General features: G+C 62.1%; 19 protein-coding genes and 2 tRNA genes. 9 read left to right on the forward strand and 12 right to left on the reverse strand.

The features are described from left to right. Nucleotides 1-118 precede the first annotated feature (118 nt). The 3 genes from sohB to JYG34_RS10840 all read left to right on the forward strand — a co-directional run bounded on the left by sohB (nucleotide 119) and on the right by JYG34_RS10840 (nucleotide 1,868). On the forward strand, nucleotides 119-1,135 hold the full coding sequence (gene sohB, locus JYG34_RS10830) for a protease SohB (RefSeq protein WP_213660677.1): 1,017 nt from the start codon (nucleotides 119-121) through the stop codon (nucleotides 1,133-1,135). Nucleotides 1,136-1,279: 144 nt separating this feature from the next. Continuing rightward, nucleotides 1,280-1,353 (forward strand) — tRNA-Cys (locus JYG34_RS10835). Between the two features lie 98 nt (nucleotides 1,354-1,451). Beyond that, nucleotides 1,452-1,868 (forward strand): hypothetical protein, encoded by a 417-nt coding sequence (locus tag JYG34_RS10840; RefSeq protein ID WP_213660678.1) that lies wholly within the window; start codon nucleotides 1,452-1,454, stop codon nucleotides 1,866-1,868. Nucleotides 1,869-1,912: 44 nt separating this feature from the next. On the opposite strand, the gene JYG34_RS10845 is transcribed toward JYG34_RS10840, so the two are convergent. Then, nucleotides 1,913-2,575, reverse strand: a complete 663-nt coding sequence (locus JYG34_RS10845) for an SOS response-associated peptidase (RefSeq protein ID WP_213661148.1) — start codon at nucleotides 2,573-2,575, stop codon at nucleotides 1,913-1,915. 397 nt (nucleotides 2,576-2,972) lie between these two features. Between JYG34_RS10845 and JYG34_RS10850 the strand changes: the two genes are divergently transcribed. Next, nucleotides 2,973-3,161 carry a hypothetical protein gene (locus JYG34_RS10850; protein ID WP_213660679.1) on the forward strand — a complete coding sequence of 63 codons (189 nt, stop codon included), beginning with the start codon at nucleotides 2,973-2,975 and terminating at the stop codon, nucleotides 3,159-3,161. A gap of 27 nt (nucleotides 3,162-3,188) precedes the next feature. Here the strand turns inward: JYG34_RS10850 and JYG34_RS10855 are convergent, their stop codons facing one another. From JYG34_RS10855 to JYG34_RS10865, 3 genes are all read right to left on the reverse strand, one after another. Continuing rightward, nucleotides 3,189-3,602: a DoxX family protein gene (locus JYG34_RS10855; RefSeq protein WP_213660680.1), complete on the reverse strand. Its 414-nt coding sequence runs from the start codon at nucleotides 3,600-3,602 to the stop codon at nucleotides 3,189-3,191. A gap of 102 nt (nucleotides 3,603-3,704) precedes the next feature. Beyond that, a tRNA-Leu gene (locus JYG34_RS10860) sits at nucleotides 3,705-3,789 on the reverse strand. 92 nt (nucleotides 3,790-3,881) lie between these two features. Further along, nucleotides 3,882-4,094, reverse strand: a complete 213-nt coding sequence (locus JYG34_RS10865) for a hypothetical protein (protein WP_213660681.1) — start codon at nucleotides 4,092-4,094, stop codon at nucleotides 3,882-3,884. Nucleotides 4,095-4,197: 103 nt separating this feature from the next. On the opposite strand from JYG34_RS10865, the gene JYG34_RS10870 reads away from it, so the two are divergent. From JYG34_RS10870 to JYG34_RS10885, 4 genes are all read left to right on the forward strand, one after another. Further along, nucleotides 4,198-4,488: a hypothetical protein gene (locus JYG34_RS10870; protein ID WP_213660682.1), complete on the forward strand. Its 291-nt coding sequence runs from the start codon at nucleotides 4,198-4,200 to the stop codon at nucleotides 4,486-4,488. 79 nt (nucleotides 4,489-4,567) lie between these two features. Continuing rightward, nucleotides 4,568-5,728 (forward strand): two-component system sensor histidine kinase NtrB, encoded by a 1,161-nt coding sequence (locus tag JYG34_RS10875; RefSeq protein WP_213660683.1) that lies wholly within the window; start codon nucleotides 4,568-4,570, stop codon nucleotides 5,726-5,728. A gap of 10 nt (nucleotides 5,729-5,738) precedes the next feature. Next, nucleotides 5,739-7,184 carry an ATPase domain-containing protein gene (locus JYG34_RS10880; RefSeq protein ID WP_213660684.1) on the forward strand — a complete coding sequence of 482 codons (1,446 nt, stop codon included), beginning with the start codon at nucleotides 5,739-5,741 and terminating at the stop codon, nucleotides 7,182-7,184. 12 nt (nucleotides 7,185-7,196) lie between these two features. After that, a complete protein-coding gene (locus JYG34_RS10885; protein WP_213660685.1) occupies nucleotides 7,197-7,556 on the forward strand; it encodes a response regulator in 360 nt (119 codons plus the stop codon). Nucleotides 7,557-7,630: 74 nt separating this feature from the next. On the opposite strand, the gene csrA is transcribed toward JYG34_RS10885, so the two are convergent. The 8 genes from csrA to JYG34_RS10925 form a co-directional block, all read right to left on the reverse strand. Then, nucleotides 7,631-7,828: a carbon storage regulator CsrA gene (gene csrA, locus JYG34_RS10890; protein WP_213660686.1), complete on the reverse strand. Its 198-nt coding sequence runs from the start codon at nucleotides 7,826-7,828 to the stop codon at nucleotides 7,631-7,633. A gap of 263 nt (nucleotides 7,829-8,091) precedes the next feature. Further along, complete coding sequence (locus JYG34_RS10895) at nucleotides 8,092-9,102, reverse strand: DNA topoisomerase IB (protein WP_213660687.1); 1,011 nt, start codon at nucleotides 9,100-9,102, stop codon at nucleotides 8,092-8,094. A 56-nt stretch (nucleotides 9,103-9,158) separates the two neighbouring features. Beyond that, nucleotides 9,159-10,250, reverse strand: coding sequence for a molybdenum ABC transporter ATP-binding protein (modC, locus tag JYG34_RS10900; protein WP_213660688.1), 1,092 nt, complete (start codon nucleotides 10,248-10,250; stop codon nucleotides 9,159-9,161). 1 nt (nucleotide 10,251) lies between these two features. Continuing rightward, nucleotides 10,252-10,932 carry a molybdate ABC transporter permease subunit gene (modB, locus tag JYG34_RS10905; RefSeq protein WP_213660689.1) on the reverse strand — a complete coding sequence of 227 codons (681 nt, stop codon included), beginning with the start codon at nucleotides 10,930-10,932 and terminating at the stop codon, nucleotides 10,252-10,254. Beyond that, complete coding sequence (gene modA, locus JYG34_RS10910; RefSeq protein ID WP_213660690.1) at nucleotides 10,932-11,690, reverse strand: molybdate ABC transporter substrate-binding protein; 759 nt, start codon at nucleotides 11,688-11,690, stop codon at nucleotides 10,932-10,934. Before modA ends, modB begins: the two co-directional genes overlap by 1 nt. Before the next feature lie 107 nt (nucleotides 11,691-11,797). Then, nucleotides 11,798-12,871, reverse strand: a complete 1,074-nt coding sequence (locus tag JYG34_RS10915) for an NAD(P)H-dependent flavin oxidoreductase (RefSeq protein WP_213660691.1) — start codon at nucleotides 12,869-12,871, stop codon at nucleotides 11,798-11,800. A 35-nt stretch (nucleotides 12,872-12,906) separates the two neighbouring features. Beyond that, on the reverse strand, nucleotides 12,907-13,077 hold the full coding sequence (locus JYG34_RS10920) for a hypothetical protein (RefSeq protein ID WP_011533503.1): 171 nt from the start codon (nucleotides 13,075-13,077) through the stop codon (nucleotides 12,907-12,909). A gap of 6 nt (nucleotides 13,078-13,083) precedes the next feature. Then, nucleotides 13,084-13,386, reverse strand: a complete 303-nt coding sequence (locus tag JYG34_RS10925; protein WP_008090281.1) for a DUF1883 domain-containing protein — start codon at nucleotides 13,384-13,386, stop codon at nucleotides 13,084-13,086. Nucleotides 13,387-13,548: 162 nt separating this feature from the next. On the opposite strand from JYG34_RS10925, the gene JYG34_RS10930 reads away from it, so the two are divergent. Continuing rightward, on the forward strand, nucleotides 13,549-13,908 hold the full coding sequence (locus JYG34_RS10930) for a hypothetical protein (protein WP_213661149.1): 360 nt from the start codon (nucleotides 13,549-13,551) through the stop codon (nucleotides 13,906-13,908). Nucleotides 13,909-14,043: the final 135 nt, after the last annotated feature.

A 14,043-nucleotide genomic window follows, 5' to 3' on the forward strand; every position in this document is an offset into this window, starting at 1 on the left:
GAAAAGGTCGTTTGAACTGTGTTGCCAGCGTTTTCCCTGGCTGGCAGCCGCCCATGCGCACCGGTATGCTTGCAAGCATTTCGCACCCTTCGTGGTGCTGGTCTATCAAGGAGTCAATGTGGAGTTTCTTGCCGAATACGCAAGCTTTCTCGCCAAAACCGCCACGCTGGTGATCGCCATCCTGGTCGTGCTGTCGGCCATCGCCGGGCTGCGCGGCAAGGGTAGGCGCAAACCGGGCGGGCAGTTGCAGGTCACCCGCCTCAACGAGTTCTACAAGGAACTGCGCGAGCGCCTGGAGTCGGGCCTGCTCGACAAGGCCCAGCTCAAGGCCCTGCGCAAGCAGCAGGCCAAAGCGGAAAAACAGCAGAAGAAAAAGCCCGAGGACAAACGCCGGGTGTTCGTTCTCGATTTCGATGGCGACATCAAGGCATCGGCCACCGAGAGCCTACGCAATGAGATCACTGCGTTACTCACCCTGGCTACTCCGCAGGATGAAGTGGTGTTGCGCCTCGAGAGTGGCGGTGGCCTGGTGCACAGTTATGGCCTGGCCGCCTCGCAGTTGGCGCGCATCCGCGAGGCCGGTATTCCGTTGACCATCTGTATCGACAAGGTGGCGGCCAGCGGCGGTTACATGATGGCCTGCATCGGCGAGAAGATCGTCAGCGCCCCCTTCGCGGTGCTGGGCTCGATCGGCGTAGTGGCGCAGATGCCCAACGTCAATCGCCTGCTGAAAAAGCACGATATCGACTTCGAAGTGATCACGGCAGGTGAGTACAAGCGCACCCTGACCGTATTCGGTGAAAACACCGACAAGGGGCGGGAGAAATTCCAGGAAGACCTGGACATCACCCACCAGCTGTTCAAGGACTTCGTCGCCCGCTACCGCCCGCAGTTGCACATCGACGAAGTGGCCACCGGTGAAGTGTGGCTGGGTATCGCCGCGTTGAATCGCCAGTTGGTTGACGAGCTGGGCACCAGCGACGAGTACCTGAGCCTGCGTGCCCGCGAGGCCAACCTGTTCCACCTGCGCTTTGCCGAGCGCAAGACGCTACAGGAGCGCATTGGTGTGGCGGCCAGTGGCGCGGTGGAGAACACCCTGGTCGGTTTGTGGAGCAAACTCGGGCGTTTGCGCTAACACCTTGAACCCCTTGAAGATTTTTTTCAAAAAGGGGGTTGCAAGGTGAATCGAATGCCGACATAATGGCGTCCATCGAAACGCAGCTGACTTGAAAAAGCCCAGCGGTTTCAAGGAGATAGCGAAAGCTGACTCCGACTTTGAGGCCGAGTAGCAAAGTGGTTATGCTCCGGATTGCAAATCCGTCTACGCCGGTTCGATTCCGACCTCGGCCTCCACCATTCGAAACCCCGCAGATCTAGGTCTGCGGGGTTTTTATTTGTGCCTGGATAATGCCAAGAGTTCCGAAACTACGTTCACCAACAAGGAGAGTGGTATGCGCACATTGATCGGTTTGGCCGCATTGACCCTGATCGCGGGTTGTTCCACGACGCCGGTTTCCGAGGAGCATGCGAAGCAGATTCCATCCGAGCGAATCTATGATCAGGCACTCATCAGAGCCGTGTCGAAGGATGAGTCCACGGTCACATTCTTGCGCGACGAGGGGTTCTCTGGATCGGGGTGCAGTCACGTGGTGTATGTGAACAACCGCAAGGCTTTTGCCATCCGCTCCGGTGAAGGCATTCGCATCCATCTTGTTCCCGGATCTTACTTCTTCCGTCTGGAAACAGGCGCAGGCATGTGCCCAAACATCGCCACATCCCAGAACTCCGAACTCAAACCAGGGGCGCACGAGGCATATCGTATTCTATTACCTTCAGATGGCAGCCTACGACTGACAAGGATCCAGTAGCGAGGGCGGCATTGGAGTGCGTGTGGCATTCCTCGAGCGCCACGCTAGATCGGTTCGATAAGGCCGCTTCCCTGGTTTCTTGCATTCCCGACGGCAGTCGCCACCCGATACCACTCGAACGCTACTGCGGGTTCACCCAGTTCGAGCACCATCTGTTCCGCTTGTGCCTTGGATGTTGCTGGAGCAAGCCATTCACGGGCCAATGCCGGTGCCAGCACCACGGGCCGCCTGTCATGCACATCGACCATGCCCCCCTGGGCGTCGGCGGTGATGATCACGAAACCGTCATCAGCAGTACCGGAGAATTGGCCGATCGAAGCGCACAGGGCAGGGCGCCCGTCTCGGCGCTTGATGAAATAGGGCTGTTTCCGAGGGCCGCCCTCAGCCACCCATTCGAACCAACCGTCCACGGGGGTGATCGCCCGATGGGGCCAGATCGCCCGGAAGAACGGGCCGTGCGCGACTTTTTCAGCCCTGGCGTTGATTGGTGGTGCGCGATCGGTTGCCCAATGGGGGCGCCATCCCCATCGGACCAGGTCGGCCCGGAGGCCTGCGTGGTCCAGTCGAAGCACGGCCACTGGTGTCGAAGGGGCAATGTTGTAGCGAAGCAGCGGCAGGTTACCGACCGCATTGCGCCAGGCGCCTTCCATGTTCAAGGTGTCGGCGAACTCATGCAGGCCGCGGTACTGTGAAAGTCTTCCGCACATGGGGATTACCTCCGCACCTTGAGCATAGTTGCCGGTGCGGTGGTCAGTTGCTGGCATGCAAGCACTGCCCCAAAAAAGAAAACCCGCCGAGGGGCGGGTTGAACAGAACGTATCGAAGCCAGGTCAGTCTGCCTTCACGAATGTCAGCGTTTCGTGAAAACCTGTTGGCAAGGGCTCCAGTAACCGTTACTGAATTTTTCATCGATCATGTGTGTAGAGCGCCGCAGCGGCGCAAGCTCGCACGAAAAAAGCCCGCCATCAAGGGCGGGCAAGAACGTTTCTGAAGGGAGAGCCACTAACCTGCGCCTTACCGGTTAAGGCAGGGTTAACCGCACCGATGATTGACCAGGCGATGCGCTCGGCTTATACAGGCGGGCTGTTGTTACCGGAGACTGTAATGCACGACGAAGACGATTTGCCCGAACCCGAGCACGACCACCTGCTCGACCCTGAATTCCACGATGACTTCGACCCCGAAGCCGACGCCCATGGTGCGCTGGACGAAGTGGAGGAGGACGAAGAAGTGCTGGATGACTTCGATGACGAGGAAGACCATCCAGCCTGGCATGACGACTACGACGATTGACGCCGCAGTCGCCGCGCAACGACCTGTTCAGCGCTTATCGAGTGAGAATCGGCCAGGGCCGCTGACGGCAAGCACAAGCAAGCCACCGATGATGCTCAGGTTCTTGAGGAACTGGGTCATGTTGGCGCTGCGCTCGGGGTCGACCATGTTCCAGAACGGGTGGCCGAGCACTGCAGTGCCGAGCACGAACAAGGCGAGCAACAAGGCCAACGGCCGGGTGTAGAACCCGAGGATCAGCAGGATGGCGGCCAGGAACTCCATGATCACCGCGATCACCGCAGCCAGCATGGGGGCGGGCGCACCCAGTGATGTCATGTAGGCGACCGTGCCTTCGAACCCGGTGAGCTTGCTCCACCCGGAGAGCACGAACAGGATCAGCAGCAGGATGCGGGCAATCAGCAGGATGAGGTCACGTTGACCGTCGAGCAGTGTATAGCGCATGGCGGCGCTCCAGTGGACAGGGACATGTTCCACTCTAGCAGCCGGGCATTTTTTTGACGGGCATGAAAAAAGGCGCCGCAAGGGCACCTTTTCGAAAGAGGATGGTGCGAGTGGCGGGACTCGAACCCGCAAGGCTCACGCCGACAGATTTTAAGTCTGCTGTGTATACCAATTCCACCACACTCGCACGTTTGACTGTCGCGCTTCATAGGCAGAAGGGCCTGACAATCAAGGGCGCTTTATAACCCATTGTTATAGAAGCGTCAACCGGCGCAAGGGTCAGGCGTCGATGGCGTTGGCGATGTCGCGCATCTCGCACGCCGTGTCACGCAAGCCTTCCACATGCCCGTTCATGGCCTGTGCATCGGCCTGGTGGACCGAGTGGCGCAGGAACAGGGCGTGGCCATCCAGTGCCTCGCACAGTTCGTCAAGTTCCGTGGCCGTGCGCATCAGGTCGTCCTGCAGGCCTTGCATGCGAAGGTTCGAATTCATGTCGCTTCCTTGTGGGTTCGAGGCGGACGCAACTATAGGTCAATTGACAGGATGCTTCCATTGCGCCACCTTTTGCCCATTGGATCCAATAGAGCGTGCCGCCATGCCTTCGTCTTCCTCCGACCCCAGTACTGTGCCTGGACGCATCGTGCGCCCACGCCTGTTCTGGCGCCTGCTGTTCATTCAGGTCTGTCTGCTGGGGGCTTTTCTGTATGTCGGCCTCATGTGTCTGGGCGGTTACCTGGTGATGCTGGCGATCGACGAGCAGCATCCTGATCCACAGCGGTTCATGGCCTTGTGCGGTGGGGCGCTGATTCTCCTGGTGGGCTTGTGGCTGCTGAAAGTGGCGATGCCAAGGCGCCTGGTACCTTCGATGTTCGAGCGCGAGGGTTGACGATCGTCGCAGGCGGCCGGGTGCCCGCGAGACTTTTGACTACGCTCAATAAGTCTTTTCGCGGTCTTGTGGAGCTCGCATGGTTTCAGCGGACCAGCCCGGCCATTCCAACATGCCCGAAGCGCGCTATGAACAGTTGGTTCAGGCGGTGGTCGACTACGCCATCTACATGCTCGACCCGACGGGCCATGTGGTGTCATGGAATGCAGGGGCCCAGCGGATCAAGGGCTACCGTGCGGACGAGGTGATCGGCAAGCATTTTTCCCTGTTCTTCACCCCCCAGGATTGCGCCGATGGGCGCCCTGAGCGTTTATTGCGCCAGGCGCTGGAGCAGGGAGTGGCGCAGGACGAAGGCTGGCGAGTGCGCAAGGACGGCACGCAGTTCTGGGCCCTTGCCGCGCTGGATGTCATCCGTGACGAGCAGGGGCAAGTCATCGGCCTGGCCAAGGTGACTCGGGATATCACTGACCGCCGAGAGTCGGCCCTGCAGCTGGATGCCATGCGCGCGCAACTGTTCCAGGCGCAGAAGCTCGAGGCGCTTGGGCAATTGACCGGCGGATTGGCACACGACTTCAACAATCTGCTGACCATCATTCTCAGCTCGGCGCGTCTGGCGGTGAACAGCCAGGACCCGGCCCGTACCCAGCGGCTGCTCGATCATATCCTCGATGCCGGACAGCGGGGCACGCAACTGACCCAGCAATTGCTCAGTTTCGCCCGTCATCGTCAACTGAGCGTGACGTTTATCGCGCCAGCCGACGTGGTGCAGGCAACGCGTGGTCTGTTGGAGCACGCCTTGCCAAGGGATATCGAGTTGCACGAGCAGGTCGAGCCCGGCTTACCATCGATCGAGGTCGATGCAGGGCAGTTGCAGATGGTCCTGCTCAACTTGATGTTCAACGCTCGTGACGCTATCCAAGGGGCGGGAACGATTCGCCTGGTGGTGGAATGTGTACAGTTGGCCGGTGAGGTCGAGGCGCTGCAGGGGCGCTTCGTGCGCTTCGCCATCTACGATGATGGCCAGGGAATCGAGCCGGGCGTGTTACCGCGAATCTTCGAACCCTTCTTCACCACCAAGGCCTTTGGCAAGGGCACGGGGCTCGGGCTCAGCCAGGTCTACGGTTTCGCGAAGCAGAGCAATGGCGCGATCAGCGTGGACAGTCGCCTGGGCGAGGGGACCTGCATGAGCCTGTACTTACCGGCCAGCCAGGCGGCCGATGACCTTGAACCCGGCAGGTAGGTAGACAGCCATGGTAGAACAACTCAAGCGCCTGCCCACCGGCATCCCAGGACTCGACGCCTTGCTCAAGGGCGGGTTGGTGGCCGGCGCCTCGTACATCGTCCAGGGCCATCCGGGCTCGGGCAAGACCATCCTGGCCAACCAGCTCGCCTGCAATCATGTGCGCGACGGTGGTCGAGTGCTGGTGGCCACCTTGCTCAGCGAGTCCCACGAGCGGTTGTTCCAGTACCTGTCGACGCTGGCCTTCTTCGATCCCTCCCAGGTGGGCGACGCCATTCAATTCGTCAGTGCCTTCGACACATTGGAGCAGGACGGATTGGACGCGGTGGTTCGCTTGTTGCGTCAGGAAATAGCCCGGCAGCAGGCCAGCCTCCTGATCGTCGATGGCCTGCTCAATGCCCGTTCCCGGGCGGAGACCAGCCTGGACACCAAGAAATTCGTTTCCGAATTGCAGGGCCATGCCGCTTTTGCCGGCTGCACCGTGTTGCTGCTGACCAGTGCGCGCCTGGAGGAGGGCAGCCCCGAACACACCATGGTCGACGGCGTGATCGAACTCGGTGAGCACTTGGTCGGCAGCACTGCCGTGCGCAATGTCCAACTGCGCAAGACCCGTGGCAGTGGGGCATTGTCCGGACGTCATGAGTGCCTGATCGACGAGGACGGCCTGCAGATCTACCCGCGGCTGGAATCGCTTTACAGCCATCCAGACGGGGAGGGTGGGCGTACCGTGAACCAGGTGGCCACAGGCGTCCCTGACCTGGACACGATGCTTGGCGGTGGCCTTGCCGAAGGCTCCGTGAGCCTGCTGATGGGGCCATCCGGTGTCGGCAAGACAGCCTTGGGGGTGGCTTTCCTCGCCGCATCGAGCAAGGAATCGCCTGGGCTGCATTTCGGGTTTTACGAAACGCCGACGCGTCTGCGCCTGAAGGCGGCGGCGCTGGGCTATGAGTTGGCTGGACTGGAGCACGACGAAGCGGTACGGCTGAGCTGGCAACCGACGACCGAAGGGTTGCTCGACCAGGTTGGTGAGCGTTTGCTGCGGCAAGCTCGAGAGATGGGCGCGCGGCGCGTGGTGATCGACAGCCTTGGCGCCTTTGGGCGCCTGGCGCTGGACCCGGCACGCCTGAACGCTTTTTTCCGTGCCTTGACCGGTGAGCTGCGTTCACGTGGTATCACCGTACTGCTGACCTGGGAGATGCGCGATATCTTCGGTTCGGAGATCACCGCCCCGGCCCCGGACCTGTCTAGCATCGTCGACAACCTGATGCTCCTGCGCTTCGCCGAGCTTGATGCCCGCCTGCACCGCGTCTTGTCGATCGTCAAGGTGCGCGACAGCGATCATGACCCGACCCTGCAGGCGCTGCACCTGGGCCCCTGTGGAATCAGTCTGGGGCGGGTGTTCGACGGTGCCAGCGGTGTGCTCAGTGGTACGGCGATCCCTCAGGGGGATCGCTGATGGGATAGCGCGATGAACACCATCCTGATCGTCGATGACGAGTACCTGATAGCCGACATCCTGGGCTTTGCCTTGGAGGATCAGAACTTTCTGGTGGAAAAAGCGAGTAATGGGAGTAAGGCCCTGGATGCGCTGAAAGAGAAACGAGTGGACCTGGTAATCACCGACTATATGATGCCAGTGCTCAATGGCGAGGAGCTGGCACGGGCGATTCGCGACGAACTGCACCTGCCGGACCTGCCGGTGATTCTCATGAGTGGCGCCCAGGCCAGCCTGGGACGAGTTCGCCCGGAGCTGTTCGCGGCGGTATTCGACAAGCCATTCGACATGGACAGGATGATCGCCAAGGTGCGCGAACTGCTGGGCACCTGAGGCGCGAGGTGGGCTCCCCCGCGTGGGCGGGCAGTCGATCAGACGCGTCCGTGCGGCTTGATACCTGGGTGTTGTCAGTGGTGCTCGTCACTTTTCTCCGGGGCTGGGCTACCAGCCTGGATACGCTTGAAAATCTCTTCACGGTGCACCTGGACATCCTTGGGTGCATCGATGCCGATCCTCACTTGCATCCCCTTGACGCCCAGAATGGTGACTTTGATGTCATCGTTGATGACGATACTTTCGCCAACCTTGCGGGTGAGTATCAGCATGTAGTTCTCCTTGGTGGTGTAGAAAACCGCGGGGCCTGTGCCCAACGGGTGGGAGCGTGTCCCTCTTCCTTCTCATTAAAGACGCTTTCGGCGGATAGTAATTCCCTGGCGGACAAATTCTGTTGCCAGTCTTTAGGTGCAGGGGCCGATGAAAATCGTGTGACCCTCATCGGCGAAGGTGCTCGGTGGCAAGGATAGGGTGCTTGGCTCCATATGGGAAATTTCTGTGTTCGATGGGTTAAATAGCCAGTGTCAATCATCGTTTAGGTTTCCAGGTCCTGAAGGAAGCGCAACAGGACCACTTCCTCCCTCTCCAGGCCCTTGCGCTGGCGCACCCGAGGCAGCTTGGCCAGGTGCCCGAGCTGAAAATGCTCCAGCACGGCAGGGTGGATGTAGCAACGCCGGCAGACTGCCGGGGTGTTTCCCAAACGGGCGGCCACCTGGCGGACAACTGCGGCCACCTGGCGTCTGGCCTCGCTGATCGGTTCCCATGCAAGCGGTTTCAACAGCTCGAGGGCCAGGCTGCTGCCCGCCCAGGTGCGGTAGTCCTTGGCTGTGAAGTCGGCCCCTGTGAGTTGCTGGATGAACTGGTTGACTTCGGTCGAGCCCACGCAATGACGCTGCCCTTGTTCGTCGAGGTATTGGAACAATGCCTGCCCGGGGAGTTCGATGCAGCGCTTTAGCAAACTGGCCAGGCGCCTGTCCCGCAACGTGACGTCATGGTCGACGCCACGCTTGCCACGGAACTGGAAACGCATGGTGCTGCCCCGCACTCTGACGTGGCGCGTTGCGAGGGTGGTCAGCCCGTAGGAGCGATTGTCACGCAGATACTGACGGTTACCGATGCGTATCAGCGTGTTGTCAAGCAGGCTGATCACCAGCGCCATGACCTTCTCCCGGCCCAGGCCGGGGTGCGCCAGGTGTCGATCCAACTGTTTGCGCAGGTTCGGCAGGGCTTCGGCGAAGGCCAGCATGCGTTCGTACTTGTGCTGGTCGCGCAGTTCGCGCCAGAGGGCGTGGTAGCGATACTGCTTGCGCCCACGGGCGTCGCGCCCTGTGGCCTGAAGATGCCCCTGCGGATCGGCGCAGATCCACACGTCGGTATAGGCGGGAGGGATCACCAGCGCGGCGATGCGAGCGAGGGTTTCAGTGTCGCGAATCCGCTGGCCTTGCCTATCGAAGTAATGAAAGTGGTCGCGCCAACGGCGCCGCGTCAGGCCGGGCTGGGTGTCATCGACATAGTGCAGTGAGGCGGGCAGCGGGCAGTCAGGCATCCTGGCGATCCTGGCGTGGGTCATGCTGCAATGGACAACCGCAGCATGGGCGTTGCTCAACCCAGCAACGCCACCGACTTGATCTGCGCCCACAACAGTTGACCGGCCTGCACCCCCAATTGCTCCGCCGAGTAGCGGGTGATGCGTGCCAGCAGCGGGTTGCCGGTGGCATCCAGGCTGACCAGCACATGGGCCGGATTGTCGGCGGGGCGGCATTCGCGCACCCGGACCGGCAAGCGGTTGAGGATGCTCGAGGCCGCGTCGGCGTTCAGCGCCAGGCTCACGTCGCGCGCCTGCACCTTGAGCCGCAGGGTGCTGCCGACATGCAGGTCGGGGTGGGCGATGCGCAGCAGTTGGCCGTCGCTGCCGGGCAGGCGCAGGTCGAACAATCCGTAGTGCGGATCATGGCCGACCACCACGCCTTCAAGCACGACGCCGGCGTCCTCGCCCTGGGCCAGCGACAGGTCGAGGCGGGCCAGGGTCTGGCCGATGGGGCCACTGGCCACGGCCTTGCCCTGTTCCAGTAGCACCAGATGGTCGGCCAGGCGTGCCACTTCGTCCTGGGCATGGCTGACGTAGATCAGCGGGATGTCCAGCTCGTCGTGAAGGCGTTCGAGGTAGGGCAGGATCTCGCGCTTGCGCGCGCTGTCCAGGGCCGCCAGGGGTTCGTCCATCAGCAGCAGCCGAGGGCTGCTGAGCAGTGCCCGGGCGATGCCGACACGCTGGGCCTCGCCGCCGGACAGCGTTGCCGGTTTGCGCTCGAGCAGGTGGCCGATACCAAGCAGTTGGCAGGCCTGCGCCTGGTTGATCTTGCGCTCGGCGGGGGCGATGCGGCGCCAGCCGAATTCCAGGTTGGCGCGTACCGACAAGTGCGGGAACAGGCTGGCTTCCTGGAATACATAGCCCAGCGGGCGCTTGTGCGGGGCGAGGAAAAGACCGCGTGCGCTGTCTTCCCAGACCTCGCCGTTGACCTCGATGTAGGCGCTGGCGGCCCGTTCGAGCCCGGCCAGGCAGCGTAGACAGGAGGTCTTGCCCGAGCCCGAGTGGCCGAAGAAAGCGCTGATGCCACGGCCGGGCAGGTGCAGGTCGACATCCAAGGTGAAATCGTCGCGGGCCAGTTTCAGGCGCGCCTGTATCGCTTTTGTCATTTCAGCTCCAGCCCGCCTTGCCACGGCGGCCAGCATAGAGCATCAGCAGCACCAGGAAGGAGAACACCAGCATGGCCCCGGCCAGCCAGTGGGCCTGGGCGTATTCCATGGCCTCGACGTGATCGAAGATCTGCACCGACACCACGCGGGTCTTGTCGGGGATGTTGCCACCGATCATCAGCACCACGCCGAATTCGCCCACGGTGTGGGCGAAGCCGAGGATGCTGGCGGTGATGAAGCCGGGCCTGGCCAGCGGCAGCACCACGTGGACGAAGGTGTCCCGGGGGCTGGCACGCAGCGTCGCAGCCACCTCCAGCGGACGCTGGCCGATGGCGCCAAAGGCGTTCTGCAGGGGTTGCACCACGAATGGCATGGAGTACACCACCGAGCCGATCACCAGCCCGGTGAAGCTGAACACCACGCTACCCAGGCCCAGGGCCTGGGTGGTCTGGCCAATCCAGCCGTGGGGACCGAGGGCCAGCAGCAGGTAGAAGCCGATCACTGTCGGTGGCAGCACCAGGGGCAGGGCCACCACCGCGCCGATTGGCCCGCGCAGCCAGGAGCGGGTACGGGCCAGCCACCAGGCGATGGGCGTGCCCACCACCAGGAGGATGGCCGTGGTCAGGCTGGCCAGCTTGATGGTCAGCCAGATTGCCCCCAGGTCACTGGCGTCGAGCGGCATCAGATTTCATAGCCGTACGATTTGATCACCGCGGCGGCTTTCGGGCCCTTGAGGTAGTCGACCAGTGCCTTGGCGGCCGGGTTATCCTTGCCTTTGTTGAGGATGACCGCGTCCTGACGGATCGGATCATGCAATTCGGACGGGACGATCCAGGCCGAGCCCTTCTCGATCTTGCCGTCCTTGTAGACCTGCGACAGGGCGACGAAGCCCAGTTCGGCGTTACCGGTGGAGACGAACTGGAAGGCTTGGGTGATGTTCTGGCCCTCGACGATCTTGGTCTTGATGGCTTCGGTCAGTTTGAGCTTGTCCAGCACCTGGGTGGCAGCCAGGCCATAGGGGGCGGCCTTGGGGTTGGCGATGGACAGGTGCTTGAATTCGTTCTTCTTCAGTACTTCGCCTTTGGTATCGACGTAGCCCGGCTTGGCCGACCACAGTGCCAGGGTGCCGACGGCGTAGGTGAAGCGTGAACCCTCGACGATCTCCTTTTCCTGCTCGAGTTTGGCGGGGGTGGTGTCGTCGGCGGCGAGGAACACCTCGAATGGCGCGCCGTTCTTGATCTGCGTGTAGAACTGACCGGTGGCGCCATAGGCGGCGACCAGCTTGTGGCCGGTGTCTTTCTCGAAGTCCTTGGCGATGGCCTGGATCGGCGCGGTGAAGTTGGCCGCCACGGCGACCTGCACTTCATCGGCCAGGGCGTTGTTGACGGAAACCAGGGTGGCCAGGGCGCTGATGGCCAGGTGGGACAGGCGAATACGCATGCAGACGGCTCCTACTACCTTCTAAAGGGACGGCGGGTTATCGTTATAGTGTGGAATATATAGCGATAGGCCATCCGTCGGGAAGAGGGCGGTGCGGAAAAACTTGATCAGAAAGTCAGTTTTTTCAGGGCGTTGTCCGCGATCTCCCGGGTCAGCTTGCCGGCAGGCATACGCCGCCCAAGGCGCAGGGCCTGGCCGGACCACAGGTTGCTGAAATCGGCATTGCCCTGCGCATCGGTGATTGCCCGCAATGGCATCAGCGCGCCGCCTGCCAGCGGGAAGCGTGGGGCGAGGGCGCTCATCGGCCCCAGTTCGCGCATGAGGCGGTTGTTGATGCCCCGCGCGGGGCGGCCAGTAAACAGGTTGGTCAGCGCTGTATCGCTGGCAGGAGCCGTGTTCAGCGCGCGACGGTGGGCCGCAGAGACTTTCGCTTCCGGGCAGAACAGGTAGGCGGTGCCGATCTGCACGGCCGAGGCGCCCAGTGCGAGGGCGGCAACCAGCCCGCGGTGGTCGCCGATCCCGCCAGCGGCGATCACGGGCACCTGCACGGCATCGACGATTTGCGGTACCAGGGCGAAGGTGCCGATCTGGCTGCTGATGTCTTCGCTGAGGAACATGCCGCGATGGCCGCCGGCTTCATAGCCCATGGCGATGATCGCGTCACAGCCCTGCTGCTCCAGCCAGCGGGCTTCCTCGACCGTGGTGGCGCTGGACAGTACCTTTGCACCCGAGGCCTTGACCCGGTGCAGCAGGTCGGCCGCAGGCAGGCCAAAGTGAAAGCTGACCACTTCCGGGCGCATCGCCTCGATCAACTGGCAGCTCCGCTCGTCGAAGGGCGCCCGGTTGGACACGGGTGTCGGCGCCTCGAAGTCTGCCCCGAGCTCTTCGTAATAGGGCTTGAGTGCCTGCTTCCAGCGCGCGTCGCGTTCAGGGTCGGGCGCAGGTGGCTGGTGGCAGAAGAAGTTCAGGTTGAGCGGGCCTTGGCAGGCGGCGCGGAACGCCTCGATCTCGCCACGCACCTGTTCGATCGTGAGCATGGCGCAGGGCAGGGCGCCCAGGCCGCCGGCATTGCCCACGGCGATGGCCATGGCCGCGCCGCTGGCGCCGGCCATGGGCGCCTGGAGGATGGGCACCTCGATGCCCAGCAGGTCGAGGATGCGGCGGTCTTGCCAGGTGCTCATGGGCGACTCCTTTCGTGCGGCGGGATCGGACGTGGTTACAGCGCCTTGCTCACCTGGATGTCGCTGATCTTGTCGGCATCGTCGCCGTGGATCTTGCGCAGGGCTTCCCGGGCTTGCTCGAGGGAAGCATCCGGCATCTGGGCGAAGTCCCAACGGCGCTCGCCGTCGAGTTTGTACTTGATCACATACTTGATGGTCTGGGTCATGCGGTCTTATCCGAGTTTCGACGACGAGCGGCGAATGATCTTGATCTTGTGAGTGAGCGTCGGCTTGCGTGTTACCGAGATCGGCCGCGTGGTCACGGTGTCGATGGTGATGTTCCAGAAACCGGTGCTGGGTACGGTGATCTTGGCTGGGAAGCGTTCGAAGTGGCCGCCGTGGTACGTGTGCCGGCCGCCGTTCTTGAAACTGCGGAAGTTGGCGTCGTTCATCAGGCGGATGTTGCAGCGCTGGGAGCACTCGATGACGACGATGTCGTCCTCGTTCAGGTGCTCGCGCTGGTGTACGAATTTCATGGGGTGCTCCGCAAGGATTGGTTCAGCAAAGGCGAACGATATCACGATGTGAGGGTACACTTGCGCCTCGGCTGGCCGGGCCAGGGAGATTTCTGCCAGAGCAGGGAGCAAAACCGCCCGGATGTGGTCACAGGATGACTTTCGATGTTGGAGATGGCGTGGATGAAGTGGATGGTAGCGGCAGCGGCGTTGGCGTTGGGTGGTTGTGTCAGCGTGGCGGAGCTGGAGCAGTCGCATGCGACCCTGGATGTGATATCCGGCAAGACACCGCGTGAGTACGCGGATTGCGTGAAGCGCAAGCTTGCGGATTCGCGGGACCCGCTGCAGGAAGAAGGGGCGGGCGATTCGCTGCGCCTGATCGTGCCGCAGAAGGTGTCGGCGGGTGTCGGCCCTGCCGCACTGGTTGATATCGACAAGCGTGGTAGTGGCAGCGCGATCAAGGTTCATGAGCGCTTGAACAACTTCCCGCTGCGCCTGGGCGATGTGCGCACGGCAACGACCGAGTGCATCTCGGGTTCTTGATCCAGCTCAGCAAATGAGCGATTAACCAGCGGATTGTCCGTTTCCTGCCCGGCGACGCGTTGTCGCATGCCGGGTAATAGGCCTAGTATTTCTGGGCTTATATCGAATAAGCCTAAGCTTATAACAAGGAAATGG

The organism is Pseudomonas entomophila (assembly GCF_018417595.1).
GTDB classification, from domain to species: domain Bacteria; phylum Pseudomonadota; class Gammaproteobacteria; order Pseudomonadales; family Pseudomonadaceae; genus Aquipseudomonas; species Aquipseudomonas entomophila_C.

Bases quoted from the DNA above. Each gene is read 5' to 3' on its own strand.
- JYG34_RS10840 (WP_213660678.1), top strand. From the start codon at position 1,452: ATGCGCACATTGATCGGTTTGGCCGCATTGACCCTGATCGCGGGTTGT.
- JYG34_RS10845 (WP_213661148.1), bottom strand. From the start codon at position 2,575: ATGTGCGGAAGACTTTCACAGTACCGCGGCCTGCATGAGTTCGCCGAC.
- JYG34_RS10850 (WP_213660679.1), top strand. From the start codon at position 2,973: ATGCACGACGAAGACGATTTGCCCGAACCCGAGCACGACCACCTGCTC.
- JYG34_RS10855 (WP_213660680.1), bottom strand. From the start codon at position 3,602: ATGCGCTATACACTGCTCGACGGTCAACGTGACCTCATCCTGCTGATT.
- JYG34_RS10865 (WP_213660681.1), bottom strand. From the start codon at position 4,094: ATGAATTCGAACCTTCGCATGCAAGGCCTGCAGGACGACCTGATGCGC.
- JYG34_RS10870 (WP_213660682.1), top strand. From the start codon at position 4,198: ATGCCTTCGTCTTCCTCCGACCCCAGTACTGTGCCTGGACGCATCGTG.
- JYG34_RS10875 (WP_213660683.1), top strand. From the start codon at position 4,568: ATGGTTTCAGCGGACCAGCCCGGCCATTCCAACATGCCCGAAGCGCGC.
- JYG34_RS10880 (WP_213660684.1), top strand. From the start codon at position 5,739: ATGGTAGAACAACTCAAGCGCCTGCCCACCGGCATCCCAGGACTCGAC.
- JYG34_RS10885 (WP_213660685.1), top strand. From the start codon at position 7,197: ATGAACACCATCCTGATCGTCGATGACGAGTACCTGATAGCCGACATC.
- csrA (WP_213660686.1), bottom strand. From the start codon at position 7,828: ATGCTGATACTCACCCGCAAGGTTGGCGAAAGTATCGTCATCAACGAT.
- JYG34_RS10895 (WP_213660687.1), bottom strand. From the start codon at position 9,102: ATGCCTGACTGCCCGCTGCCCGCCTCACTGCACTATGTCGATGACACC.
- modC (WP_213660688.1), bottom strand. From the start codon at position 10,250: ATGACAAAAGCGATACAGGCGCGCCTGAAACTGGCCCGCGACGATTTC.
- modB (WP_213660689.1), bottom strand. From the start codon at position 10,932: ATGCCGCTCGACGCCAGTGACCTGGGGGCAATCTGGCTGACCATCAAG.
- modA (WP_213660690.1), bottom strand. From the start codon at position 11,690: ATGCGTATTCGCCTGTCCCACCTGGCCATCAGCGCCCTGGCCACCCTG.
- JYG34_RS10915 (WP_213660691.1), bottom strand. From the start codon at position 12,871: ATGAGCACCTGGCAAGACCGCCGCATCCTCGACCTGCTGGGCATCGAG.
- JYG34_RS10920 (WP_011533503.1), bottom strand. From the start codon at position 13,077: ATGACCCAGACCATCAAGTATGTGATCAAGTACAAACTCGACGGCGAG.
- JYG34_RS10925 (WP_008090281.1), bottom strand. From the start codon at position 13,386: ATGAAATTCGTACACCAGCGCGAGCACCTGAACGAGGACGACATCGTC.
- JYG34_RS10930 (WP_213661149.1), top strand. From the start codon at position 13,549: ATGAAGTGGATGGTAGCGGCAGCGGCGTTGGCGTTGGGTGGTTGTGTC.